The 24,041-nt window shown below is 73.0% G+C and carries 16 protein-coding genes, 1 tRNA gene, 1 pseudogene and 1 riboswitch; of the genes and pseudogenes, 9 read left to right on the top strand and 9 right to left on the bottom strand.

What is annotated here, in order from left to right; translation table 11 throughout:
* Positions 1 to 371: 371 nt before the first annotated feature.
* Positions 372 to 929 (bottom strand): MarR family transcriptional regulator, encoded by a 558-nt coding sequence (locus tag ACH4VO_RS29510; RefSeq protein WP_360995204.1) that lies wholly within the window; start codon positions 927 to 929, stop codon positions 372 to 374.
* Between the two features lie 142 nt (positions 930 to 1,071).
* Between ACH4VO_RS29510 and ACH4VO_RS29515 the strand changes: the two genes are divergently transcribed.
* Complete coding sequence (locus ACH4VO_RS29515; RefSeq protein WP_360995218.1) at positions 1,072 to 2,370, top strand: MFS transporter; 1,299 nt, start codon at positions 1,072 to 1,074, stop codon at positions 2,368 to 2,370.
* Positions 2,371 to 2,389: 19 nt separating this feature from the next.
* Here the strand turns inward: ACH4VO_RS29515 and ACH4VO_RS29520 are convergent, their stop codons facing one another.
* On the bottom strand, positions 2,390 to 4,033 hold the full coding sequence (locus ACH4VO_RS29520) for a SpoIIE family protein phosphatase (RefSeq protein ID WP_360995201.1): 1,644 nt from the start codon (positions 4,031 to 4,033) through the stop codon (positions 2,390 to 2,392).
* Between the two features lie 333 nt (positions 4,034 to 4,366).
* Entirely contained in the window at positions 4,367 to 5,857 is a 1,491-nt protein-coding gene (locus tag ACH4VO_RS29525; RefSeq protein ID WP_360995198.1) for an NAD(P)/FAD-dependent oxidoreductase, read from the bottom strand.
* Positions 5,858 to 6,189: 332 nt separating this feature from the next.
* Between ACH4VO_RS29525 and ACH4VO_RS29530 the strand changes: the two genes are divergently transcribed.
* Together ACH4VO_RS29530 and ACH4VO_RS29535 are read left to right on the top strand one after the other, a co-directional pair.
* On the top strand, positions 6,190 to 6,987 hold the full coding sequence (locus tag ACH4VO_RS29530) for a helix-turn-helix domain-containing protein (RefSeq protein WP_360995195.1): 798 nt from the start codon (positions 6,190 to 6,192) through the stop codon (positions 6,985 to 6,987).
* Positions 6,988 to 7,442: 455 nt separating this feature from the next.
* Positions 7,443 to 9,476 carry a sigma-70 family RNA polymerase sigma factor gene (locus ACH4VO_RS29535; protein ID WP_360995192.1) on the top strand — a complete coding sequence of 678 codons (2,034 nt, stop codon included), beginning with the start codon at positions 7,443 to 7,445 and terminating at the stop codon, positions 9,474 to 9,476.
* Between the two features lie 260 nt (positions 9,477 to 9,736).
* On the opposite strand, the gene ACH4VO_RS29540 is transcribed toward ACH4VO_RS29535, so the two are convergent.
* The gene (locus ACH4VO_RS29540) at positions 9,737 to 11,848 is read right to left on the bottom strand and encodes an asparagine synthase-related protein (RefSeq protein ID WP_360995190.1); all 2,112 of its coding nucleotides are present in this window, start codon (positions 11,846 to 11,848) and stop codon (positions 9,737 to 9,739) included.
* Between the two features lie 1,085 nt (positions 11,849 to 12,933).
* Here ACH4VO_RS29540 and ACH4VO_RS29545 point away from each other — a divergent pair.
* The 4 genes from ACH4VO_RS29545 to ACH4VO_RS29560 all read left to right on the top strand — a co-directional run bounded on the left by ACH4VO_RS29545 (position 12,934) and on the right by ACH4VO_RS29560 (position 18,257).
* The gene (locus tag ACH4VO_RS29545) at positions 12,934 to 14,439 is read left to right on the top strand and encodes a sporulation protein (RefSeq protein ID WP_360995187.1); all 1,506 of its coding nucleotides are present in this window, start codon (positions 12,934 to 12,936) and stop codon (positions 14,437 to 14,439) included.
* Positions 14,440 to 14,562: 123 nt separating this feature from the next.
* Positions 14,563 to 15,819: an L-2-hydroxyglutarate oxidase gene (gene lhgO, locus ACH4VO_RS29550; protein ID WP_360995184.1), complete on the top strand. Its 1,257-nt coding sequence runs from the start codon at positions 14,563 to 14,565 to the stop codon at positions 15,817 to 15,819.
* Positions 15,812 to 16,642 carry a tRNA (guanosine(46)-N7)-methyltransferase TrmB gene (gene trmB, locus ACH4VO_RS29555; RefSeq protein ID WP_360995182.1) on the top strand — a complete coding sequence of 277 codons (831 nt, stop codon included), beginning with the start codon at positions 15,812 to 15,814 and terminating at the stop codon, positions 16,640 to 16,642. Before lhgO ends, trmB begins: the two co-directional genes overlap by 8 nt.
* A gap of 148 nt (positions 16,643 to 16,790) precedes the next feature.
* Positions 16,791 to 18,257 (top strand): PrsW family intramembrane metalloprotease, encoded by a 1,467-nt coding sequence (locus ACH4VO_RS29560; RefSeq protein WP_360995179.1) that lies wholly within the window; start codon positions 16,791 to 16,793, stop codon positions 18,255 to 18,257.
* A gap of 290 nt (positions 18,258 to 18,547) precedes the next feature.
* On the opposite strand, the gene ACH4VO_RS29565 is transcribed toward ACH4VO_RS29560, so the two are convergent.
* From ACH4VO_RS29565 to ACH4VO_RS29580, 4 genes and pseudogenes are all read right to left on the bottom strand, one after another.
* On the bottom strand, positions 18,548 to 19,588 hold the full coding sequence (locus ACH4VO_RS29565; protein ID WP_360995177.1) for a M23 family metallopeptidase: 1,041 nt from the start codon (positions 19,586 to 19,588) through the stop codon (positions 18,548 to 18,550).
* Between the two features lie 11 nt (positions 19,589 to 19,599).
* Positions 19,600 to 19,752: riboswitch (cyclic di-AMP (ydaO/yuaA leader) on the bottom strand.
* 233 nt (positions 19,753 to 19,985) lie between these two features.
* A complete protein-coding gene (locus ACH4VO_RS29570; RefSeq protein WP_360995174.1) occupies positions 19,986 to 21,143 on the bottom strand; it encodes a PP2C family protein-serine/threonine phosphatase in 1,158 nt (385 codons plus the stop codon).
* 133 nt (positions 21,144 to 21,276) lie between these two features.
* A pseudogene (locus ACH4VO_RS29575) lies at positions 21,277 to 21,422 on the bottom strand (TipAS antibiotic-recognition domain-containing protein); the annotation flags it as partial.
* A gap of 188 nt (positions 21,423 to 21,610) precedes the next feature.
* Positions 21,611 to 21,684 (bottom strand) — tRNA-Met (locus ACH4VO_RS29580).
* A gap of 565 nt (positions 21,685 to 22,249) precedes the next feature.
* Here ACH4VO_RS29580 and ACH4VO_RS29585 point away from each other — a divergent pair.
* A complete protein-coding gene (locus ACH4VO_RS29585) occupies positions 22,250 to 22,399 on the top strand; it encodes a hypothetical protein (protein WP_360995171.1) in 150 nt (49 codons plus the stop codon).
* Positions 22,400 to 22,561: 162 nt separating this feature from the next.
* The gene (locus tag ACH4VO_RS29590; RefSeq protein WP_360995168.1) at positions 22,562 to 22,783 is read left to right on the top strand and encodes a hypothetical protein; all 222 of its coding nucleotides are present in this window, start codon (positions 22,562 to 22,564) and stop codon (positions 22,781 to 22,783) included.
* Between the two features lie 453 nt (positions 22,784 to 23,236).
* Here the strand turns inward: ACH4VO_RS29590 and ACH4VO_RS29595 are convergent, their stop codons facing one another.
* A complete protein-coding gene (locus ACH4VO_RS29595; RefSeq protein WP_360995165.1) occupies positions 23,237 to 23,875 on the bottom strand; it encodes a TetR family transcriptional regulator C-terminal domain-containing protein in 639 nt (212 codons plus the stop codon).
* Between the last annotated feature and the right edge of the window lie 166 nt (positions 23,876 to 24,041).

The raw sequence follows: 24,041 nt of genomic DNA on the forward strand, positions 1-24,041 counted from the left end.
CGTGTCCGATTCCCGGTCGAAGCGGGTGTGCTTTCCAGTTCTTCGCTTTCGCGTTTCCCTTTCCGGCGATTCCGACTCTATCAGATCCTTTCGGGTCTGATTCCCAGTCAGCGGGGTCCGTCTTCCCGGCCGTTGGGCCGTTCCGACGCTCAAACTCTAGCGGATTCTCCCGGAGGCTCATAATCGGGCCTTCGAATTGAATTCCGGCATGCCGAAATTCTCCCCGGTGGGAGGTCGTGCTGAGTTTTGGTTGCCGCGTTCGCGGCGGGATCGGTCGTCGCGGATACGTACCGAGTCCGTGACAACTCGAAGAACCTTACGGACTGAGGGGAGCGGTGTCAACCCCGTCCTTCCGCCCCACCTCGGGCCGGTCAGTCCAGGTCGGTGAGCCGGCCGCCGGCGTCCGGCTGTGCGTGCTCGACGCGGCGCAGGAGCCTGGTGAGGATCTCACCCAGGGCTCCGCGCTCGTCGCCCGTCAGGTCCTGGAGGAGGTCCTCCTCGAACGCCGTGGCCATGCGCATGGCCTCGAGCCATTTCGTACGGCCCTCGTCGGTGAGTTCGACGATGACACGCACCCGGTTGTTCTCGTCCCTGTCCCTGGTGACCAGGGACTCGCCCGCCATCCGGTCGATGCGGTGGGTCATCGCGGCCGGGGTGAGCCCGAGGCGCTTCGCGAGCTCGCTGGGGCCCATGCGGTACGGAGCGCCGGCCAGCACCAGGGTCTTGAGGACTTCCCACTCGGTGTTGCTGATGCCGAGGGCGGCGAGCTGCCTGCCGTACGCCACGTTCATCCGGCGGTTCAGTCGGCCCAGGGCCGAGACCACCTGCTCGACCTGGGGGTCGAGGTCCTGGAACTCGCGCTGATAGGCCGCGATCTGCTCGTCCAGGCTCGGTTCCGGGAGCTCGGACTGCTCGGAGGTGTCAGACATGGCGGGCAGTATCGCACGCTGCCCGAGGCCATCGAAGTCCTTCAAGCTGTAGTTTTCACCTTCTAATTTTAATGCTAAAGTCTACGGGTTCGTGTTCTTCAACGTTCTTCGAGTCTTGAGGTAGGTGAGTGTGACCAGGGAGATGGGCGCAGCGCTGCGGCGGATCCAGACGGGGAGCGCGCTGAGCGCGTTCGGCCTCGGGTTCACCGTTCCGTATCTGTACGTCTACGTGGCGCAGGTCCGGGATCTTGGTGCGGGTACGGCGGGCGTCGTACTGGCTGTCTTCGCCATGGCAGCTCTGGCCGTTCTGCCGTTCACCGGCCGCGCCATCGACCGGCGCGGGCCGCTGCCGGTCCTGATCGTGGCGGCGGCCGCGGCAGCCGCGGGTGCTGCCGCGCTGGGTGTGGCGAGCAGTGTGACGACCGCCGTCCTGTCGGCCGCGGTGCTCGGCGCGGGTACCGCGGTGATGCAGCCGGCACTGGCGACGATGCTCGTGTGGTGTTCGAGCCCTACGACCCGGACGCGCGCCTTCGCCATGCAGTTCTTCCTGCAGAACCTGGGCCTCGGTATCGGCGGTCTCGTCGGCGGGCAGCTGGTGGACGTGGACCGTCCGTCGAGCTTCACCCTGCTGTTCCTGATCGAAGCGGCGATGTTCTTGGTGCTCGGCGTGGTCGCGGCCACCGTGCGCATGCCGCACGCCCCGTCCCTCACGGACGCCAGGCCCACGGAGGACGGCGCGCCGAAGGCGGGGCTGCGGACGCTGCTCTCCCACAAGGCCATGGTTCAGCTGTGTGTGCTGGGCTTCGTGATCTTCTTCGCCTGCTACGGGCAGTTCGAGTCGGGTCTCGCGGCCTACGGCACCGAGGCCGCCGGCATCGACCCGTCGACCCTGGGTATCGCGCTGGCCGCCAACACGGCGGTCATCGTCGCCGCGCAGTTCGTCGTGCTCCGTCTCGTGGAGCGGCGGCGGCGCAGCCGGGTCATCGCGTGGGTCGGTCTGATCTGGGCCTTCGCCTGGGTCGTGGCCGGGTACGCGGGCCTCGGACACGGCAGTCAGACCATGGCCACCGCCGCGATGATCTCGACGTACGCGCTGTTCGGGCTCGGTGAGGCGATGTTGTCGCCGACGGTGGCGCCGCTCGTCGCCGATCTGGCACCGGAGTCCATGGTCGGGCAGTACAACTCGGCCTTCGCGCTGGTGAAGCAGCTGGCCCTGGCCGTCGGGCCGGCCGTGGGCGGGCCCATGGGGGCCTCGCTGCACGGTCCGTACATCGTGACGTTCGTGCTCTTCTCGCTCGGCATCACCGCGCTGGCCCTCAGGCTGGGACGGCAGCTCACGCCCGTGCAGGACAAGCCGTCGCTCGCGGCCGCTCCCTCACGTGTGGTGGCCGTCTCCCTGCCGGAGAGCGAGCCGGTCACGGCGCCTGCCGCCGTTCACTGAGCCGGCGCTCCCGCGCGGTTCAGTCCGGGAGGGTGAATTCGCACCAGACCGACTTCCCGCCTCCCGGAGTGCGGCGGGAACCCCAGGACGAGGCGATCGTCGCGACGATGGAGATCCCGCGGCCCGCCTCGTCCGCCGGTTCGGCGCGACGGCGGCGCGGCAGGTGGTCGTCCCCGTCGGTCACCTCGATGATCAGCCGGCGGTCCGTGCGGCGCAGCCCCAGGCGCATCGGCGGGGTGCCGTGCTGCAGGGAGTTGGCCACGAGCTCGCTCGCGGCGAGAACCCCCAGGTCGCAGAGTTCCATGGGGAAGCGCCAGGAGGTCAGGACGCCGGTGGCGAAGGCGCGGGCGCGGGGGGCCGCCTCGATGCCGCCGAGCAACTCGAGGGAGGCGTTGTGGAAGAGCTCCGCGCTCGTCCCCGTACGCGCCGGGTGCTGCACCACGAGCACGGCGACGTCGTCGTCGTGCTCCGCGGTCACTCCCAGGGAGCGGATGAGCCGGTCGCAGACGACCTGGGGCGACCCGTTGGCGCCCGACAGCGCGCGCGCCAGGGAGGCGACGCCCTCGTCGATGTCCTCGCTGCGCCGCTCGACCAGGCCGTCGGTGTAGAGGACGGCGGTGGAGCCGGGCGGCAGGCCGATCGTCCCGGAGGTGTGGACCCAGCCGCCCGTGCCGAGCGGCGGCCCCGTCGGGTCCTCGGCCCGGTGGACCGTCCCGTCCTCGTGGCACACGAGGATCGGGAGGTGCCCCGCGGAGGCGTAGACGAGATGCCCCTCGTTGGGGTCGTGGACCGCGTAGACGCAGGTGGCGATCTGGCTGGCGTCGATCTCGGCGGCGAGGACGTCCAGGAGCTGGAGAACCTCGTGGGGCGGCAGGTCGAGACGGGCGTAGGCGCGGACGGCGGTGCGGAGCTGGCCCATGACCGCCGCCGCGCGCACACCACGGCCCATCACGTCGCCGATGACGAGCGCGGTGCGCCCGGCGCCCAGCGTGATGACGTCGTACCAGTCGCCGCCGACCGCCGCGTCCGTGCCACCGGGCTGGTACGTCGCCGCGATCCGCAGGTCGTCAGGCTGTTCGAGGTCCTGTGGAAGGAGGGAGCGCTGGAGAGTGACGGCCGTCTCCCTGTGCCGTCGTTCGCTGGTACGGAGCCGCTCCGCCGCTTCGGCGTGGTCGGTGACATCGGTGGCGTACAGGAGCACGCCCGCCTCGCCCTCGCCGGTGCCCAGGGGCGTGCAGGTCACGGTGTACGAGTTCCCGGCAAGGACCTTGCGGGACTTGACCGTACGGGATGTGCCGCTGCGCAGGACCTGGCCCAGGAGGGGCAGCAGGCTCAGCTCGGCGAGCTCGGGCATGGCCTCGGACGCGGGGACGCCGCACGGGCGGGGCCCGAAGGCCGCCTCGTAGGCGTCGTTGACGTAGGTGATGCGGTGCTCGGGGCCGTGGAGCAGAGCGACCGGGGCCGGAAGCCGGCCGAGGATCTCGTCGGCCGGAAGGACACCGAGGGAGGGGCCTGCCGCCGGGGCGCAGGACGCCGGCGGCGTGGGCACGGTCTTCGGCCGTACGGACTCCGCGCGGGCTGCGGGTACGGAACCCTGGTCGTCCCGCGCGGCGGCTCGACGCTGTGTTCCGGGAAGGCGGGCGCTCCAGCGCGTGAAGTTCACGGAATTTCTGGCCTCGTGTGTCGGTATGGTCCGCTCGGGCGAGCTGCTTCGTCCTGCTGGCGTCGTGCCGGTCCCCCGCCGGTACTCCTGCCGTGCCGGGGCACCAGGGCTGGGTCCCGGGGAGGCGCTGTGGTCGTCGCTGCCGGTCACTGGAGGTGACCGCCGGCCGGGTGACTCTGTGCAGGTGTGGCCACACCAATGGTCACACGCCCAGTGTGGCCGACCGTACTGACAGGTGCCGTACGGGATTCGTCCGGCCGCTGACATCCGGCCGTCGCCACGGGGGACGGGTGCGGGGCCGGGCGCAGGACGAGGACGCCCCCTGGCCGCTGTTCAGCCCGAGGATCTCGGCGGATCCTCCCCGGGTGGTTTGTCCTGCGGGTGCGCCCGGCGCTCCTCGCCCCCGGGGCGCCCCGGGGGCTGCTCGCTCCTGGGGTGCCCCACATGGGTGTGGCCACCGGCCGCGAGGGCGAATTCGGCGCGCGGGTGTTCGAGCGATCCGAGGGAGATGATCTCCCTGGTGAACAGCCCGGCCAGGGTCCACTCGGCAAGGACACGCGCCTTCCGGTTGAACGTCGGCACCCGGCTGAGGTGGTAGACGCGGTGCATGAGCCAGGCCGGGTATCCCTTGAGCTTGCGGCCGTAGACGTGGGCGACGCCCTTGTGCAGTCCCAGCGAGGCGACCGACCCGGCATGGGAGTACCGGTAGTCCTCGGTCGGCCGTCCGTCCAGCACGCGGACGATGTTCTCCGCGAGGACCTTGGCCTGACGCACCGCGTGCTGGGCGTTCGGAGCGGTTTCCGCGCCCTGCTCGGAGGAGGTGAGGTCGGGTACGGACGCGGCGTCCCCCGCGGCCCAGGCGTGCTCGACGCCGTCCACGGAGAGCGCGGCCGTACACCGGATCCGGCCGCGCGCGGTGAGGGGCAGGTCGGTGGCGGCGAGGAGCGGCGCCGGTCTGACACCCGCGGTCCACACCAGGGTCCGGGTCGGGAGGCGGGAGCCGTCGCTGAGTACGGCGATCCGGCCCTCACAGCTCTCCAGCCGGGTGTCGAGCCGTACGTCGATGTTGCGGCCCCGCAGTTCCCTGACCGCGTACTTCCCCATCTCCTCGCCGACTTCGGGCAGGATGCGGCCCGTCGCCTCGACCAGGATCCATCTCAGATCCGTCGGCTTGATGTTGTGGTAGTACCGCGAGGTGTAGCGCGCCATGTCCTCGAGTTCGGCGAGGGCCTCGACCCCCGCGTAGCCCCCGCCGACGAAGACGAAGGTGAGGGCGGCGTCGCGGATGGCGGGGTCGCGGGTGGCGGACGCGATGTCCATCTGTTCGATGACGTGGTTGCGCAGGCCGATGGCCTCCTCGACGGTCTTGAAGCCGATGCCGAAGTCGGCGAGGCCCGGGACCGGAAGGGTGCGCGAGACGGACCCGGGTGCGACGACGATCTCGTCGTACGCGATCTCGAGGGCTCCCGTGCCGTCCTCACCGGTGGCGAGCGTCGTCACTGTGGCGGTGCGCTTGGCGTGGTCGACGCGTTCCGCCTCGCCGATGACGATCGTGCAGTGCTTGAGGACCCGGCGCAGCGGTACGACCACGTGCCGTGGGGAGAGGGAACCGGCCGCCGCTTCGGGCAGGAACGGCTGGTACGTCATGTACGGCTCCGGCGTGACGACCACGACCTCGGCCTCGCCGCTCCTGAGTCTGTGCCCCAGTCTCCGCTGGAGTCGCAGCGCGGTGTACATCCCGACGTACCCGCCGCCCACGACGAGAATGCGCACCTTCGACCGGGTACCGGGGGCCGTCCCCCGGGAATCTGGAGCCATCACCATCCCATGACGCAACGGAGTCCGGTGTTTGTCCACAGGCCCGGCAAATTGTGTGACCGGAGCTCTTCGACGGGGTACGGCGGTCGGATCACCGCGAACCGCGAAGCGGCGCAGGTCAGATGCGGCGGGAGAGGGTGGCTTCGGGGGGCGAATCGGGGTCCAACCGGTCCTTGCTCCGATCGGGGGGCGCTCCGTGCGGAACTACCCTCTTCTGAATTGAGCCGGGCTCAACTATGTTCGTACCCCGTCGGGGTAGCGGATTCGGACGAAGATCCGCACACCGACTCACGCGGCGGGGAAGTCTCCGGGGGGAGACGTCATGACCGGGGGAAGTTATGCACATTCAGGATTTGCATGGGCAGAACGCTGTGGCCTCTGTTCCGGAGGACCACGGACGGCTGAGCCCCATGGGACTGGCCGGGGCGGTCGCCCCGGCGGGGAGCGGGGTGCGCTCGGCGCCGCTCCGGGTGGACGCGCAGCGCAATCTGGAGCACGTCCTGCGCGCCGCGCGTGAGGTGTTCGGTGAGCTGGGTTACGGCGCGCCGATGGAGGACGTGGCCCGCCGAGCCCGGGTCGGGGTCGGCACCGTCTACCGCCGATTTCCGAGCAAAGACGTTCTCGTGCGTCGCATAGCCGATGAAGAGACCTCCCGGCTGACGGATCAGGCGCGTTCGGCCCTGGGACAGGAGGACGAGCCCTGGTCGGCTCTCTCCCGCTTCCTGCGGACCTCCGTGGCGTCGGGTGCGGGGCGCCTGCTGCCTCCTCAGGTGCTCCGGGTGGGGGCCGACCCGGAGGTGCCGGACGCCGCACCGGGTTCGCCCGAGGACGACGGCGAGTCGCGGGTCCCGCTTCAGCGGCAGGCCGGGCAGCCGGAGTTGCCGCCGGTCGGGCAGCGTGCGGGCTCCGGGGTGCCCGACGACGACCCCGGTGCGGCCGAACTGCTGGAGGTCGTGGGAAGGCTGGTCGACCGGGCCCGCGAATCGGGGGAGTTGCGGCGGGATGTGACGGTGGCCGATGTGCTGCTGGTCATCGCCACGGCGGCACCGGCGCTGCCGGACCCCGCTCACCATGCCGCCGCCTCGGCACGCCTGCTGGACATCCTGCTGGAGGGTCTGCGGTCCCGGCCCGTGTAGGAGGGCGAGGCCGGCCGGTGAGCGGGGCGGGAGAGCCCTGGCCGGCCCCTGCCCCGGCCCCGGCCCCGGATCACAGGCCCTCGGTCACTGTCGGAACGGCCCGGCCTTGCCCGGGGCAGGGCGGCTGCGTCGCCCCGGCACTGCGAGCGGTTGCCGTGCCGGCCCACGCCGCTCGCTTCGTGGCGCGGGCGTGCACCGGCCGGTGGCACCGGGCGGCGGCCGGCAGCCGGCGGATGAGCCCGTGCCCGGCAGCGTCCCGGGTCGGTCCGCGGCCGCGTCCTGGGTTGGCTCACGGCTACCTCCCGGGTTGGTCCCCGATGGAGTGACGGCAGGCGCCTCCCGTACAGGAAAACCCTCGGACGAGTGGTTGCCCGGCCGGAGGGTTCGCTGTCGGGAGGCTCTGTGGCACTCTTGGCCGGTATTCGGGTCCGAGGGTGCACACGGGGGCTTCCGCGATGAGCGGTGACGCGCAACAGGAAGAACCGGCCGGTGCCGACGCCGCGGGCGGAGCCGCGGAGGCAGGCGTGCCGACCGCGGGCAGCCAGCCCGCTTCGGCCGGCGGTGGGCGGCCGGACCTCACCGACGAGGGCGGCATCGTGCTTCCGGGCCCCTGGCCGACACCTGGGGACGACCGCGTCGGCGAGACCGACGGAGGGCCCGCGGAGACCGGCATCGCGTACGCCGTGCCTCTCCAGCGGGAAGGGCGCCGGGGATCCACCGATACCGGCCCGTCCGACGCCCAGTTGATCCAGAGGATGCGTGCCGGCGACGACCGGGCGTACGAGGAGCTGTTCCGGCGCCACTCGGACGCGGTGCGCCGTTACGCCCGTACCTGCTGCCGCGACGCGCACACGGCCGACGACCTGACGGCTGAGGTCTTCGCTCGGACGTTGCAGGCCGTGCGCGGCGGGAAGGGGCCCGAGGAAGCCGTCCGGGCGTACCTCATGACCGCTGTCCGGCACGTCGCCGCCGCGTGGGCGAAGAGCGCCAGGCGTGAGCAACTGGTCGACGACTTCGCCGTGTTCGCCGCACAGGCCACGCATACCGCCGAGCTGTCGGAGTCCGACACCGTCGACCTCGGCGCCGATGTCCGGGCGATGCGCGAGGCGGACCGCTCGATGGCCGTGCAGGCGTTCCGCAGCCTCCCGGAGCGCTGGCAGGCCGTGTTGTGGCACACCACCGTCGAGGAGGAGTCGCCGAGCGAGGTGGCCCCGCTGTTCGGCCTGACCCCCAACGCGACGGCGGTCCTGGCCGTCCGGGCCCGGGAAGGCCTCAAGCAGGCCTATCTCCAGGCCCATGTGAGCCGGGCGCTGACCTCCGGCGGCGACTGCGCCCGGTACGCTGACCGGCTCGGCGCCTATGCCAGGGGCGGCCTCCGGAGCCGGGCCGAGCGCGGACTGCGCAAACATCTCGACGCGTGCGCGAAGTGCCGGATCGCCGCCGGAGAACTGGCCGGGGTGAACGCCGGGATTCCGGCCCTGCTTCCGGTCGCCGTCATCGGCTGGTTCGCCGCGGGCTACGCCGTCAAGGCGGCCGGCGTCGCGGCCGGGGGCGCGGCCGGTGCGGCAGGTGCCGGAGCGGCCGCGGCGGCCACGGGCAGCGCCTCCTCCGGGAGCACGGCCGGCGGGGCCGCCGCCGAAGGGCTCGGCGCCCCCGTGAAGGCGGGGATCGCCGCCGCGGTGGCCGTCGCGGTCGCGGCCGGGCTGGCGTGGGCCCTGGTGGGCGACGACCGCCCCGTCCCGGAGGCGAAGCAGTCGGCCGGGCCACCGGTGGTGGCACCCGCCGTACCGTCACCGGTTGCTCCGCCTCGGGAGAAGCCGCGGCGCCCCGCGCCGCCCGCCGCCCCGGCGCCGGAACCACCGCCCGAACCGGCCCCCGCCCCGACGCCCAGCCCCCCGCCCCCGGCCCCGGCGCCGGCCCCCGCGCCGACACGGTCCGAACCGCCCGCACCGGCCCCTCCGCCGGAACCGCGGCCCACGCCGCCTCAGCCCTCGCCGCCCTCGCCGCCCTCGCCGCCCACGCCTCCCGCGCCTCCCGCGCCTCCCGCACCGGAGGTCTTCCAGGTGAACGAGTTGGCGTACTCGGTCGCCGGGGACCACACCGGACCGGAGTTGGTGCTCGGCGAGAGCAGGGGCGTGTTCTGGCAGCGCTCCGGGTTGTCGATCGGCTCCACGACGTACGCGCACGGCGTGAGCATCCACGCCCGCTCGTCGGTCACCATCCGGCTCAACCGTCCGTGTACCCGGTACCGGGCGATGGTCGGCGTCGACGACATGACGAAGGGGCTCGGTGCGGTGCGCTTCTCCGTGTTCGGCGGGGACGGTGCGCGGCTCTGGGTATCCCCCGTGGTGCGGGGCGGCGACCCCGCCGTACCGGTGGACGTCGCCCTCGACGGCCGCCCCTCCGTCCGGCTCGTCGTGGAGCCGGCCCGACCGTTCGGCGGGGTCGCCCTCGCCGACTGGGCGGACTCGGTGATCAGCTGCCGCTGATCCCGCCCGGTGAGGTGGGCCGGAGGCCCGCGACCGCCCGCCTCGCGCGGTCCTGCCCGCGCAGGGCCGGCCCCACGCCCCGCTACCGCCATGGCCGGCAAGGGCACCGGGCGGGCCGGCCCGGCAGCCGCCTCGGGCGGGCCCACGACACCAGGCGCCGGCGGGACGGGGCGGGGCCAGTGCCATGGGCATGGCAATGAAGCACCGCGAGGATGGCCTCGAATGCCTCCGAGTGCCGGCGAGCGAGCGGGGCCCGGTCGTCAGGGCTGCAGGGTCCGGCGGGCCGGGACCACTCCGCCGGCCACCGCCCGTTGGCGCGGCGCCGCGGTGCCCGTCCAGCAGGTGCCTCGGCGGGTGACCAGACGGCGGAGCCACAGCTCGGTGGAGGCCAGTTCGGCCAGCCCGTCCAAGGGGAGGGGTTCGCCCTCGGAGGCCGCCCGCAGGGCCTTGCGTACGACGCGCGCCTCGATCAGGCCCGCGTCGGCCAGCAGCGGGGCGTCGAAGAGTGCCATCAGCTCCGGGAGCGCGGCGCGCAGCCCGGCGCGGCCCGCCGCGGCCGAGGTGGCCTGGGAGGGGGTCCCCCAGCCGGGCGGCAGGTCGTGGATGCCCGCCCCCGCGAGCACCCGGCGCAGGATCGCCGCCCTGGCCCCCGGCTGGACCCGCAGGGATTCGGGAAGGGCCCGGGCGGCCCGCACGACCTGGTTGTCGAGGAACGGGGCGTGCAGCCGCTGGCTGCGGATCTCCGCCGCCTGCTCCAGGATCCGCTGGCCGGCCGCGTGCCGGGCCAGCGCCGCACGGGCGCGGGCCTCCCCCGGCCGCTGTACGGAGGCGGGCCGGATCGCGGCCTCCTGAAGGCGTACCGATACTTCGGCGAGCGCCTCCCCCGTGAGCCAGCGCGCGGCCGGGCCGGGGCGTGACCAGGCCAGGGAGGCGAGCGAGGCGTCCGCGGGGGTGGCCAGGTCGGGTGCGTGGCGGTTGGCGCCGGGCAGCAGACCCGCCGCCGTCTCGAGTCCGGAGCGGTAGGACGTACGGGCCAGCCTGCGGGCGGCGCGGTACACGGCGAGTGGGACGAACAAGGAGTGCGCGGAGGGCCCTTCGGCGCGGGCGAGCGCGGCGACGGGCCGCAGGAGGTGGCGTCTGCGCCGGTCCATGAGGAGGTCGGCCAGGCGCGCGGGGTGCGCGTCGAGCACCTGGCGTGCCCCGTGGCCGACGAAGTGGTCGGCGCTCCCCGCTGCCAGCCGGCGGCGGTGGCGTTCGGCGACGATCAGGGAGGGCGCGGGTTCGTCGGTGAGCGGGCCGTTCTCCAGTGACGCGTAGGGCAGCGCCTCCTCGCCGGCCGCGACGACCACGTGGTGGAGGCGGGGGTTGGACGCGATGACGCGGGCGCGCTCCATCTCGTCCTCGAGGCCCTGTGCGGACAGGTCGTTGAAGGTGACGGCGAGCAGCCGCTCGCCGGCCCCCGTGCCGTGGCCGAGGACGGTGCCGGGCAGTCCCGGCAGCCCGGCGGCCAGCAGGGCGAGCGTGGCGGACGCGCTGCCGCCGGAGAGGTCCGCCCCGATGCCGGGTACGGGCGCTCCGCGGGCCGCGCGGCGGTCGGCGGGGCCCATGCCGGGGACGGGCCCGGGGTCGGGCGGCAGGGTCTCCGGGGCGTGGCGCGGGGCGGTGAGCCTGGCCCGTACGGCTTCGACCAGGGCGTCCCGTACGCCCTCCACGGCGCTCACCGGGTCGGTCTGGGGGGCCGCGACGGCGAGCGAGGCCACCGCCTCGTACCCGGTGACCTCGCGCGAACCCTCCCGGAGGATCAGTGCGTGGCCCGGCGGGACCCGCTTCACCCCCTCGTACGGGGTGCCGTTGCCGAGGGCCTCCGGTGTTTCGGGGCAGGCGAGCAGCGCGGCGAGGTGCCCGATGTCCAGTTGGGCCTCGATGAGGTCGGCGAGCGGGAGTGCGGCGGTGGCGTACGCGGTGCCGTTGGCCCACGGGGTGTGGAAGACGGGGCGGGCTCCGGCGAGGTCCCCGGCGACGGTGACGCGGCGGCCGATCTGGACGACGGCCGTGTAACTGCCCGCCCAGGCCGTGAGATGCCGTAGCGCTCCGCCGCGCGCGGCCAGCAGTCCGACCCGGAGCTGTTCGTCGGTGGCACCGCAGCAGCCGAGGACGGCGAGCCGGGCGGTGGGCGCGCCCTCGGGCGTGGCGGCCGAGATGACGCGGATCTCGTCCGGCCGCCAGTCACCCACGGCCCAGAGCGGATCCGGGTCCCCCCACAGGAGTTGGGAGCCCACGGGATGGACGGTGTGCTCCTCCCCGTGCCGCCCGACCGAGCCGACGGTGCCGAAGCTCGCGGCGATACTGCTCCACCCCACCAACCAACGCATCGCCGCCTCCACAGGCTGTGGACGAACCGGCGCGCCAGGACCCGGGAACGCCGCTGCGGGACATGCTGCCACGACAGCGACGCCCTGGAGGGGGTACGGGCGGCGCACACCGGATGTGCATGCGCCCCTGGCAAAGGCTTGGGTGCGGCACTCCGGATCTGCCGGCAAGAGGGCCGCCGATCCGGCGAGTTGTCCCGCAGGGGCTCTCCACCGGGCCCGTCGCCGTCCGCGCTGCGGAACCGACGTAATTCGGCCATAGTCGGCCGGGTTCCCGGAGCCTCGAACGACCGACGTGATTCAGCCATTCTTTGCTCCGCCGATGACCGCGCGTTTCCCCTCGGACGGGCCCGTCCGGTCCGGGAGAGCTCCGGCGCATCCCGCACCTGCCGGGAAGCCGGCAGGACGTCCGAGGACCCCGGCACGTCGGCCGGGGGCAGGGGGCCGGAGCCCTCGCGCCCGCCCCGCAGCCGGCCGGACACGGTGGTGGCCGGCGCATCCCCCCGGTGCGCCGGCCACCACGTCCGCCCCCTGAGCTGCCCTTCCGCGCACGGTCCGGGAGGTGTTCTTCACCTCCCGGACCGGTTCGCCGCCCGCGGGGATGGGGCGGCGGTCTCCCCCAGCCCACTGAGTCCAGTGCAGCGGGCCGACCCACGCGTCATCCATGGAAGCGCCGCCGCACCGGCCGGGGCAGAGCGCACGGCCGGGCGCACGGCCACACATCAGGTGCATGACGCCGCAGCCCAGCGCCGCGGGCCTCCGGCCCCGTGCCGCAGGCGCCCGCCCCGCGCTCCCGCGCGACTCCGCGACCGCTCCCGTGGACGCTTTCGGCGCGGCGGCCGACGACGAGGGCGCACTCCGCCCAGGTTGACGACTTTCCCGCCATACGGACGTCTGCCCCTTAACGGTAAGGATGCGGCGAACTACGCTGTGTTGACTGATGTTCTCAGCGGTGCGGCATATTCCACGGGGCTCGGCCAAATGCGTGTGCGGCCGGAGTGCCCGGGGCCGTACCGGGGGAGAACACGGTACGAATGCCGCGCGCCCCACGGTGACGCGGCGGCCGTCTGTGTGTCGAGGGGTGGCGCATGTCCAGGGAGCAACGCGGGCCGAACGAGAAGCTCGGCACGGTTCTCGCCCTCGCGGGAATCAGCAACGCCGGCCTCGCCCGGCGGGTCAACGACCTCGGAGCGCAGCGCGGCCTGACTCTTCGTTACGACAAGACGTCGGTGGCCCGCTGGGTCGCCAAGGGGATGGTGCCGCAGGGTGCGGCGCCCCACCTCATCGCGGCCGCGATAGGGGCGAAACTCGGCCGTCCGGTGCCGCTGCACGAGATCGGGCTCGCCGACGCCGATCCGGCGCCCGAGGTGGGCCTCGCCTTCCCCCGCGACGTGGGTGAGGCCGTACGGTCGGCCACCGATCTCTACCGGCTGGACCTGGCCGGGCGCCGGGGCGGTGGCGGCATCTGGCAGTCGCTGGCGGGTTCCTTCTCGGTGAGCGCGTACGCGACCCCGGCCTCCCGGTGGCTCATCACGCCCGCCGACTCCTCCGTCGCGCGGGATTCGACGGCCGCGCGGGCCGCGCTCCTGGGCGGGCAGGGCGCATCCGGGGCGCACGGGGGGACGCCTGGTGTGCCCCTCCAGCCGGGCCCGGAGACGGTGTCCGACGCCTCACTCCTGCGGGTCGGGCACAGCGACGTGGCCAAACTGCGCGAGGCCGCCCAGGACGCGCGCCGCTGGGACTCCAAGTACGGCGGCGGGGACTGGCGCTCCTCCATGGTCCCGGAGTGCTTACGCGTCGACGCCGCACCGCTGCTGCTGGGTTCGTACAGCGACGAGGTGGGCCGGGCCCTCTTCGGCGCCTCGGCCGAGCTGACCCGGCTCGCCGGCTGGATGGCGTTCGACACCGGCCAGCAGGAGGCCGCCCAGCGCTACTACATCCAGGCGCTGCGCCTGGCCCGCGCCGCCGCCGACGTCCCGCTCGGCGGTTACGTCCTGGCGTCCATGTCCCTGCAGGCCACCTACCGGGGCTTCGCCGACGAGGGCGTGGACCTCGCGCAGGCGGCCGTCGAGCGCAACAGGGGCCTGGCCACCGCGCGGACCATGAGTTTCTTCCGGCTCGTGGAGGCGCGCGCCCACGCGAAGGCCTCCGACGCCCCGGCCGCCGGCGCCGCGCTCAGGGCGGCCGAGAGCTGGCTGGAGCGTTCCCGGGCCGGGGACAACGACCCTTCCTGGCTGGGCTTCTACTCGTACGACCGGTTCGCCGCCGACGCGGCCGAGTGCTACCGCGACCTGAAGGCCCCCCGGCAGGTGCGGCGCTTCACCGAGCAGGCGCTGTCCCGGCCCACCGAGGAGTTCGTCCGCTCGCACGGACTGCGGCTCGTCGTGTCGGCGGTCGCGGAGCTCGAGTCGGGCAACCTCGACGCGGCCTGCGCGGCGGGGACGCGCGCGGTGGAGGTGGCGGGACGCATCTCCTCGGCGCGCACCACCGAGTACGTACGCGACCTGCTGCACCGCCTCGAACCGTACGGGGACGAGCCACGCGTGGCGGAGCTGAGGGAGCGGGCGCGCCCGCTCCTGGTCTCCCCCGCGTAGCGGCCCGGCGCTACGCCCCGATATGCCCGGACGGGGCAGCGGGCCGGCCGCCACGCCCCCGCTCCTGCGGGTTTGAGCCCGTTGTCAGTGGGTCAGTGCACTATCGGGGTGGGAGGTGGCGTGATGATGACGCACGCGGCGTACGACTGCGACGTTCTGGTGATCGGTGGCGGGATCGTCGGCCTGTCGACCGCGTACGCCGTCACGCGCTCCGCGCCGGGCACCCGGGTCACGGTGCTGGAGAAGGAGTGGGGCCCCGCCCGCCACCAGACCGGACGCAACAGCGGAGTGGTGCACAGCGGCATCTACTACCCCCCGGGGTCCCTCAAGGCGCGATACGCCGTGCGCGGCGGCGCGGAGCTTGCCCGCTTCTGTACGGAGCACGGCATCCCCTACGCCGTGACGGGCAAGCTGATCGTGGCCACGGAGAGCCGCGAGCTGCCCCGGCTGCACGCGCTGGTGCAGCGCGGCCGGGCGCACGGCCTGCCGGTCCGGGAGCTCGGTCCCGTCCAGATCGCGGGATACGAACCGCGGGTGCGCGGCCTGGCGGCGATCCGGGTCGCGACGACCGGAGTGTGCGACTTCCCGGCGGTGGCCGCGCGGCTCGCCGCCGAGGTGGGCGAGGCCGGCGGCGAGGTCGGATACGGCGCGGAGGTCGTCGCCGTGGACCGGCGCGCCTGGGGGGTGGCGGTGCGGACGGCCGACGGCAGGGTGGTCCGTGCCCGGGTCCTGGTCAACTGCGCGGGGCTGCACTGCGACCGGGTGGCCCGGCTCGCGGGCGACGATCCGGGCGTGCGGATCGTGCCGTTCCGCGGCGAGTACTACGAGCTGGCCCGCCCAGAGCTGGTCCGGGGCCTGGTCTATCCCGTGCCGGATCCGGCCTTCCCGTTCCTCGGGGTGCACCTGACCCGTGGCGTCGACGGCACGGTCCACGTCGGGCCGAACGCGGTGCCGGCGCTGGCCCGCGAGGGATACAGCTGGCCGGTCGTCCATCCCCGGGAGCTGGCCGCGACGGTGAGCTGGCCCGGTTCCTGGCGGATCGCCCGGCGCCACTGGCGGTACGCGGCGGACGAGGTGCGCAGGTCCCTGTCGAAGCGGGCGTTCACCCGGGCCGTCCGGCGGCTGCTGCCCGAGGTGACGGAGGACGATCTGCGGCCGTCCCCCGCGGGTGTCAGGGCGCAGGCGGTGCTGAGCGACGGCACGCTCGTGGACGACTTCCTGATCCGGGAGGCCACGCACACCGTGCACGTGCTGAACGCCCCCTCGCCCGCCGCCACCGCTTCGCTGCCCATCGGGAGGGAGGTGGCGCGGCGGGCCCTGCAGCGGGCTCGCGCGACGGGATGGAAGCCGCCCGCCGTAGAATCGGGTCATTGTGTCTGAACCCTTGAACCCCACCCCCCGGACGCCCGGCCCCGCCGGCACCGACGCCGACGCCGACGCCCTGCGCGAGGCCTCCTTCGAGCGTCAGCGCAGGCTGCGCCAGGAGCCGCGCTTCCCGGGCGGGCCCGCCGCGGACCCGGCGGGCTCGCACCACGAACGCCGGATCCGCAGCTTCCAGCCGCGCCGCAGCCGGGTGACCGCTGGCCAGGAGGACGCCCTGCAGCGGCTGTGGCCTGTCTGGGGCCTCGACATCGACGGTCGCGGCGTACTGGACCTGCCCGCCCTGTTCGGCGGCCTCCCGGTGGTCCTGGAGATCGGCTTCGGCATGGGTGAGGCCACCGCGCTGATGGCGGCCGACGATCCCGCCACCGGCATTCTGGCCGTCGACGTGCACACCCCCGGCCAGGGCAATCTTCTCGGCCTCGCGGAGCGTGCGGGGCTGTCCAACGTCCGCGTCGCCAACGGTGACGCGATCATCCTGCTCCGCGAGATGCTGGAGCCGGCCTCGCTGGACGGGCTGAGGGTGTATTTCCCCGACCCCTGGCCCAAGAAGCGGCACCACAAGCGGCGGCTGATCCAGCCGGAGTTCCTCGACCTGGTGGCGCGCCGGCTGAAGCCGGGCGCGGTCATCCACTGCGCGACGGACTGGGAGCCCTACGCGGAGCAGATGCTCGAGGTCCTGACCGCGCACCCCCTGTTCGAGAACACCCAGGCGGACGGCGGCTACGCGCCGCGGCCCGCCTTCCGGCCCCTGACCCGTTTCGAGGGCCAGGGCCTGGACAAGGGCCACGTCGTGCACGACATCCTGTTCCGCCGTCTCTGACTCCCGCCCGGACCCCGCACGACTCCCGCACACCCCTGCCCGCAGGGCCTCCCCCCGGACCGTTCCGGGCGTCCCTGATCAGCCACCGCCGGGCGCCCGGCCGGTGCACGCGTGGCCGGGTGTCAGTCCCTCTCGTTAGGGTCATCAGGTGTCCCAGGGGTCCGAACAGCACCAGCAGCCGGCCGTCCCGGTTCTCGAGGAGCAGCGGCTCGACGCGTTCCTGGGCGCCGTGCCCGAGCGAGGCCAGTGGCGTTACCGTCCCCGGCGCGTCGGCATGGTCTGGCGCAGCAGGACGTTCCGCGCCGGCGCGGTGATCACCGTGCTCGCGCTCTGCGGGCTGATGATCCTGGCCCTGGTGCGCGAACAGACCGGCACCCAGGGCTTCGTGGTGGGGCTCGGCCTGGCCGTGCTGCCCGTCCCGCTGCTCATGTCGGCGTTCCGCTGGCTGGACCGGGTGGAGCCGGGGCCCTGGCGGAATCTGCTGTTCGCCTTCGCCTGGGGCGCGTGCGCCGCCGCGCTCGTCGCGATCACCGCGAACACGTTCGCGACCCGCTGGATAGCGGCGGCCACCGCCGACCCGGCGAGCGCCGACACCCTGGGCGCCACGATCATCGCGCCGGTAGTCGAGGAGAGCGCCAAGGCCGCCGCCGTCCTGCTGCTCTTCCTCTTCCGCAGAAGGGAGTTCGGCGGCGTCGTCGACGGGATCGTGGTCGCCGGCTTCACCGCCACCGGTTTCGCGTTCACCGAGAACATCCTCTACCTCGGCAACGCCTTCGGCGAGGACCAGCAGCTGGGGACAACGGGGTTCCCCTCGGTGACGGCCGGGACCTTCTTCGTACGAGCGGTCATGTCGCCGTTCGCGCACCCCCTGTTCACGGTGCTGACCGGCATCGGCTTCGGGATCGCCGCCGTCGGCGGCAGGCGGCACCCGGTGCGCCGGATCGTGCTGCCGGTGCTCGGGCTCCTCCTCGCCATGGGCCTGCACGCCCTGTGGAACGGCTCGTCGGCCTTCGGCGCCTACGGCTTCTACGTGGTGTACGGCGCGGTCATGGTCCCGGCCTTCGGCCTGGTGACCTGGCTGGCGATCTGGTCCCGCCAGCGGGAGCTGCGCACGCTCGCCGGCGAGCTGCCCGTCTACGCGGCGGCGGGCTGGCTCACCCCCGCCGAGCCGCTCGCCCTGGCTTCGATGCGGGCGCGTGGCCTGGCCCGCGACATGGCCAGGCACTGGAACAGCCAGCCGGACCGTGCCCGGGGCAGGGCCGCGGCCCGCGCGGTAGCGGAGTACGAGCTGTTCGCGACCTCGCTGGCGATGCTGCGCCGCAGGGCCCGCCACGACGGAGCGGGCCATGAGTTCGCCGTACGGGAGCAGGAGTTGCTGCACCATCTGTGGCAGCGCCGGGACGTCGCGGGCCCGGCCCTGACGTACGCGGCCCACGCGACGGGCCGGATACGCGCCCACCGGATGCCTCCGCCCGGCCCGTTCCCCCGCCAACTGCCCTACGACCGGCCGTATCCGCAGCAGCTCCCACCGCCGCACCGGCACTACGGCGGCCCCAACCCCTATCTGCACACCGGCGGTCAGCAGCCGGGCGGCCACCACCCGCCGCCCCGGTAGGGCCACCCGGCGCGCACGAGCGGGTTCCCGCGGACGCAGACCCGGCACCCGCAGACCAGGCACCCGCAGACCCGGAACAGCCAGGGGCGGTACCCGCACGGGCGGTCCGACGCAGCGGGCGGGCCCCCGGACGCAGACCCGGCACCCGCCCAGCCGGCACCCCCGGACCCCGGACAACCAGGCGCGGCACCCACGCCGCCCCCTGCCGTACGCAGACCGGCGGCCCTGACGTCGGGGGGTGTGCGTCAGGGCCGCCGGGGTTCGGGTGCGCCGTACGCCGGCGCGGGCGGTCAGATCGACAGGCCCTTGCTGCGCAGCCAGCTCATCGGGTCGATGCCCGAGCCGTCCGCGGTGTGGACCTCGAGGTGGAGGTGCGGGCCCGTCACATTGCCGGTGGCGCCGACGCGTCCGATGGTGTCACCCGTGCTGACCGTCTGACCGGCCGTGACGTCCATCGAGGACTGGTGGCAGTACCAGACCTCCGTACCGTCCTCGAGCTCGAGGACCGTGCGGTAGCCGTACGAGCCGGACCAGCCGGCCGACTTCACCGTTCCGCCGTGGACCGCCTTGACCGGGGTGCCGGTCGGCGCGGCGAAGTCCAGCCCGGTGTGGTAGCCGGAGGACCACATCGATCCGGCCTGGCCGTAGGTCGACGTGATCGTGTACGAGGACGTGGGGATGGCGTAGCTGGCGGCGAGCTTGGCGAGGCGCTCGGCCTCGGCCTTCTTCCTCGCAGCCTCCTCCGCCGCCTTCTTCTCGGCCGCGGCCTGGGCCTCGGCCTTGCTCTGCTGCTTGGCGGCCTGGGCCGCGGCCTCCTCGGCGGCGGCCTTCTCCTGCGCGGCCCTGGCCTCGGCATCGGCTCCGGCCTGCTGCTGCTCGGCCTGCTGGAGGATGCGCGCCCGCAGGGCCTCACCGGCGTCGGTGGTTCCCCCCTCCGCCTCGGCGGCGGTGATGCCGGCCGTGGTCAGCGGGGCGGAGGCGGCGAGGGTCTCGTGGTCCGCTTCGGCCTCGTCGGACATGAAAGCGCCCACGCCGGGAAGGGACGTGGCGTCGGGAAGCTTGTCCGCGATGGAATCGGGAAGAGAGATGGAGACCGGCGGCTTGCTCTGCGCGGTGGCCATGCCGCCCGCGCCGACGGCCGCGATGACACCGACGCCGAGGACGGTGGAGCTACGGGCGAGACCTCGCTGCTTGGCTACGCGGTGCCTGCCGCGCACGGGGCGGATGGATTCCTCGGTGGGATTCCACTCGTCCCAGGTCCTCTCCTCGCCACCGAACGAGTCGGTCCTGAAGGGTGACGGGGCCTCGGGGGCAGGCTGATTGGACGCCACGTGGGCGCACTCCTTTCCTTCCTTCTCGCCTACCGGGTTAGCTGACGGGTTCGGAGCAGGAAGGTCTCCTACGGGTCCCTTCGTCTCTCACGAGACGCAGGTGCCCGATTCACCCCATGTAGGTGGTTCCCCGGTTCCCTTGCGGAATTCGGCGCTCGCGCACGGTGCCGCCTCTGGCGACGACTGGGACAACCGCGCTGCGTTATCGAACGTTAATAGAGACCAGGGCCCGATTCCAAGCCGTTCCAGGTGATCATTCACGCCTACGACCTGCATTTTTATGGGTGAAACGGTCACAAACGGACGAGTTGCATATCCCTTTACCGACCATCAGTTTCTGACGGAGTGTCAAACGTTATGCGTAGCGGCGTCCTTCGATCACGGACAGTCGCAGCGGTCATCCCTCGCCCCTCCCCACGATCTTCACCGTCGTCCGCCGCTCCGGCTGCCCCCGGGCGGGCCGCCCGACCGCCAGGAGCGCCATGTCGTCCGTGGACCGGCCCCCGGTGTGCAGCCGTACGTCGTCGGTGAGGGCGGAGAGCAGCTCGTCGGGTCCGGGGAAGATCCGGCCACGCAGCCGGTCCGCCGGGTCGTAGAAGGCACCGTCCGCGTTCCGGGCCTCGGAGAGGCCGTCCGTGAACACCAGAAGCGTCGCCCCGGGCGGCATGGCCCACTCGTCCGACCGGTCCGGCCACACGTCCAGCCCCATGCCGATCGGCAGGGCGGGAGCACTGGGCGACAACACGTCGAGCGCCCCGTCTCCGTGCAGCAGGATCGGCTCGGGGTGACCGCGGTTGACGATCCGCACCGTGTCCGAACCCGCCGGGATCTCGGCGAGTACGGCGGTGACGAACCCCTCCATGGTGTCGAGCCCGCCACGCCGCGTGCCCTCCCGCGCCAGCGCGCGCTCCAGCCGCTGGGCCACGCCCTCCAGCGACAGCTCCTGCTCGGCCGCCTCCCGGAACGCCCCGATCACCACGGCCACCGCCCCCACGGCCTCCAGCCCCTTGCCGCGTACGTCCCCCACGACCAGCCGGACCCCGTGCGGTGTGTCCGCGACGGCGAACAGGTCACCGCCGACGAACTCGTCCGCCTGGGCCGCCTCGTACCGTGCCGCAACCAGCAGCCCGCCGATGCGGTCGTCCGGCGCCGGGAGCACCGCCCGCATCGCGGTGGCCGCGACGGCGCGGGCCGAGGCCAGCTGCTCGTTGCTGCGCCGTACGACGGCGTTGATGACGAGGGCGAGCCCGGAGACGGTGATCAGGGTGAGCAGGTCGGTGACCGGCACGACCCTGGCGAGCGTGCCGTCGGAGAGCCGGATGGCGAGGACGACGAGGACCGCGGCGACGCCGGTACGGAGCGTGCTGGCCATCGAGAAGAAGGGGGCGGCGAGCAGCGGAGCCGCGGCGAAGAACGGGACGGCCGTGACCGCGGCCGGCGTCACGGTGTCGAAGACGACTCCGACCACGATCATCAGGGCCGGCAGCAAGCGCACGAGCCGCCGCGCCCGGGGTGTGCCGAAGGCCGCCCCGCCCCGTTTTTCCCGCTTCCCCACCTGTGCACTCCTACCCGGTCCGCCCACGGCTGCGGACGGTACCGCGCCCCGCCCAGGCTGACCGTCGCCGCGCCGTGCGGCACAACGGCATCGGCCGAAGGGAGGAGCACGCCGGAGCCCCGGCCTCCGGAGGTCAGTCGGAGGGTCGGTGCCGCGCGTACATCGTCAGTGCATCCCGTACGGGACGGCGGTACCGTCCCCCTACCGATCGTAGTTCTTTCCGAAGCGCTCGTCGGCGACATACATCTCGCCGGCGCCGATGACGTACGACCGGGTGACCACCGTCGCGGGCGACGGCCACAACGGCAGCCACCGCCGAACCGGACGAGAGCGCCCTGGCCGTCAGGGGCGTCAAGGTCCAGCGCACCGACAAGAACACCTTGCGGGCGACGGAGGCCCCGGCCGGGTGCGTACGGGCATACGACAGAGGCCCGGATCCTTGGAAGGATCCGGGCCTCTGTCTTCAGTAGCGGGGACAGGATTTGAACCTGCGACCTCTGGGTTATGAGCCCAGCGAGCTACCGAGCTGCTCCACCCCGCGCCGTTGTGATGACAACTCTACGGCATCCGCGAGGTCCTCCTGACCAATTACGGCCGCGGCTCCGCCGGACCGCCTCCCGCCCGGGCATCCGCGCGCCGGGCAATCCCGCTCACCACGGTTTCCAAATACGGCAGTTGACGTGCGCGAGGCCTGTCCCGGCAGAGCGCCGCGTCCCCCGTGATCTCCGCATGACGCCTGTCCGGAGGGCCTGCACGAGGGCCCCACCGCCTGGACCCGCCCACGTCCCGGCGGCCGCGACGACCGCTCGCGGAGACCGAGCAGACGTACGATCCGCACGACCTCTTCCACGCAAACCGGACCATCGAGCCCGCTCCGCCGCACCGACCTTCAGGCCGGGCGGCGTAATACCGGGGGAAAGCCGTGCTGGGAGGGTTACAGTCTGCATGCACCGCATGATGATCCGGCCGCTCGCGAAGCGGCGCGGCACCGGTAGCGGCACATCGTCGCCGTACCGGTCGGGACCCTTCCGGTATCTCCACCGGCGGCCCGGTCACGGGGCTCTTCACCGCACGTACCTACGTCACACCTACGTACAGGACACTCGATGACCGACATGCCCGCATCCACGACGCAGCGGCACCCCGACGGTTCGACCGCGGCCACGGAGACGGGCGCGGCCCCGCTTCCCACGCCCCAGTACGCGGGGCTGTTCGTGGAGCCCGACCTGCCGCCGTTCACCGACGAGACGGAGTGACCTGCGACGTGCCACCGGCCGCCGGCGCGCGGCCGACGGGCGTGTCTCCCGGGAGCCTGTGACGGGGGACATGTGACCGGCCCGGGGGCGACGGGCGCGTCGCCGGCCCCGGAACAGCCGCTCCACGAGTGACCGGCCGGCCCGCCTGCTCGTTGGCAGGCCATGCGCATCCGTATCGGCGTGGTCGTCCTCGCAGTGGCCCTGCTCGTCGCCGCCTTCCTCTCCAGCATCCCGAGCGAGGCGGAGACGGAAGAGGCCTGCCGACGGGCACTCGACAACACCTCGACGCTCACCGAACGGCCCGATGTCTGCCAGGACGTCTCGGCACGGACGTACCGCACGTTCCTCCTCATGTACGAACTGAGGGAGGAGGGCCTGGACTAGGGCCTCGTTCGGCCCACGCAGGGCTCGCCACCGACACGAACCGGTCCGCCACCGCGGCGCGACGGGCGCTGCTCGGACACCTGTGTCATCCGCCACCTGTCCCGCCCTGCCCACCGGCCTGCGCACCGGCCTGTGCCCCGGTACGGGACACGCGGCACGAGGTGGCCGCGCCCGACGCCTTCGCCGTGCCGTGAGCCCTGAGGTTCCCCCCGCACGATGCCGGTCGAGGCGCGGAGTAAGGGCGGACAGGGTTGTCCCACCTGCTTTCACGCAGGCCGTGCGGTACTCGGACCCTCAACCCACGAGACCGCCCGGGCTTGCCTGGTCAAAGACTTGCGCGCCGGTACCTGATACGGATCGGCCGCACCATCCGCTCACGCACGCGGACAGCTCAGGACGCAGCGGAAACCCCCGCTTGACGGCTTCCGCGAGCTTGGAGCCCGCTGCGGCGTGTCAGGGCATGCGCAGGTCGCCGACCGACAGGCCCAGTTCGGCTTCTGCGAGCACGCGGGCAAGGCCGGCGAGGGGCTGGCTGCGGTGGTCGTTGCTGGTGTTGATGTACGCGCTGGCTCCGTCCACGACGGCGAGGATGCGTACGGCGGCCGCCCACGGATCCTCGCAGTGGAACACCTGCTCCCGCACGCCTTGCGTGATGATCTGTTCGATGCGGTGGCACCAGCGCAGCTCCTGGCTGACCACCTGGTCGTGCAGCACGGGACGGTAGCGGGACAGGTGTCGCGCGTTGAGCCAGAGCTTGCTCACGTTGTCGAACTCGGTGTCCGAGATCAGGGCGAAGAAGCGCTGGAAGACGCTCAGAGGGCCGGCGCTTTCGGGCTCGGCCGCCACCTCCGGCAGCAGGCCGTCCAGTTCTGCCGTGGTGGCGCTCGTGAACGCCTCGGCCACGAGTTCCTCGACCACGGGGAAGTAGTGGTGGATGAGCCCGGACTGGACTCCGAGGCCGTCGGCGATCCGCTGCCGGGTGACGCACTCGAGGCCGTCCTCGAGCCCGACCTGCGCGGCCGCTGCCACGATCTCGCGGCGGCGTTCGGCCGCCGATTTGCGGACTTGCCTCTCAGGACCCCTTGACGTCATGGCAGGGATGCTATTGGCTGTGCAGCCAAATGACAATTGGCTCTACAGCCAACAAATGGGTCGCCGCTCGAACGGCTGCCGTGGCCCCAGCCCGTAGCCGGGTAGGAACGGCGAGCCGACGACGACCTCCACCGTGTGAGCGCCGCCGCACGCGCCCAGCAATGCC

It is taken from the genome of Streptomyces sp. NPDC020780, from assembly GCF_044334475.1.
GTDB lineage: Bacteria > Actinomycetota > Actinomycetes > Streptomycetales > Streptomycetaceae > Streptomyces.

Coding starts and splice junctions, on each gene's coding strand:
- ACH4VO_RS29595 (WP_360995165.1), bottom strand. CDS start 23,875: ATGACGTCAAGGGGTCCTGAGAGGCAAGTCCGCAAATCGGCGGCCGAA.
- ACH4VO_RS29540 (WP_360995190.1), bottom strand. CDS start 11,848: ATGCGTTGGTTGGTGGGGTGGAGCAGTATCGCCGCGAGCTTCGGCACC.
- ACH4VO_RS29545 (WP_360995187.1), top strand. CDS start 12,934: ATGTCCAGGGAGCAACGCGGGCCGAACGAGAAGCTCGGCACGGTTCTC.
- ACH4VO_RS29590 (WP_360995168.1), top strand. CDS start 22,562: ATGCGCATCCGTATCGGCGTGGTCGTCCTCGCAGTGGCCCTGCTCGTC.
- ACH4VO_RS29530 (WP_360995195.1), top strand. CDS start 6,190: ATGCACATTCAGGATTTGCATGGGCAGAACGCTGTGGCCTCTGTTCCG.
- ACH4VO_RS29585 (WP_360995171.1), top strand. CDS start 22,250: ATGACCGACATGCCCGCATCCACGACGCAGCGGCACCCCGACGGTTCG.
- ACH4VO_RS29515 (WP_360995218.1), top strand. CDS start 1,072: ATGGGCGCAGCGCTGCGGCGGATCCAGACGGGGAGCGCGCTGAGCGCG.
- lhgO (WP_360995184.1), top strand. CDS start 14,563: ATGATGACGCACGCGGCGTACGACTGCGACGTTCTGGTGATCGGTGGC.
- ACH4VO_RS29535 (WP_360995192.1), top strand. CDS start 7,443: ATGAGCGGTGACGCGCAACAGGAAGAACCGGCCGGTGCCGACGCCGCG.
- ACH4VO_RS29525 (WP_360995198.1), bottom strand. CDS start 5,857: ATGGTGATGGCTCCAGATTCCCGGGGGACGGCCCCCGGTACCCGGTCG.
- ACH4VO_RS29510 (WP_360995204.1), bottom strand. CDS start 929: ATGTCTGACACCTCCGAGCAGTCCGAGCTCCCGGAACCGAGCCTGGAC.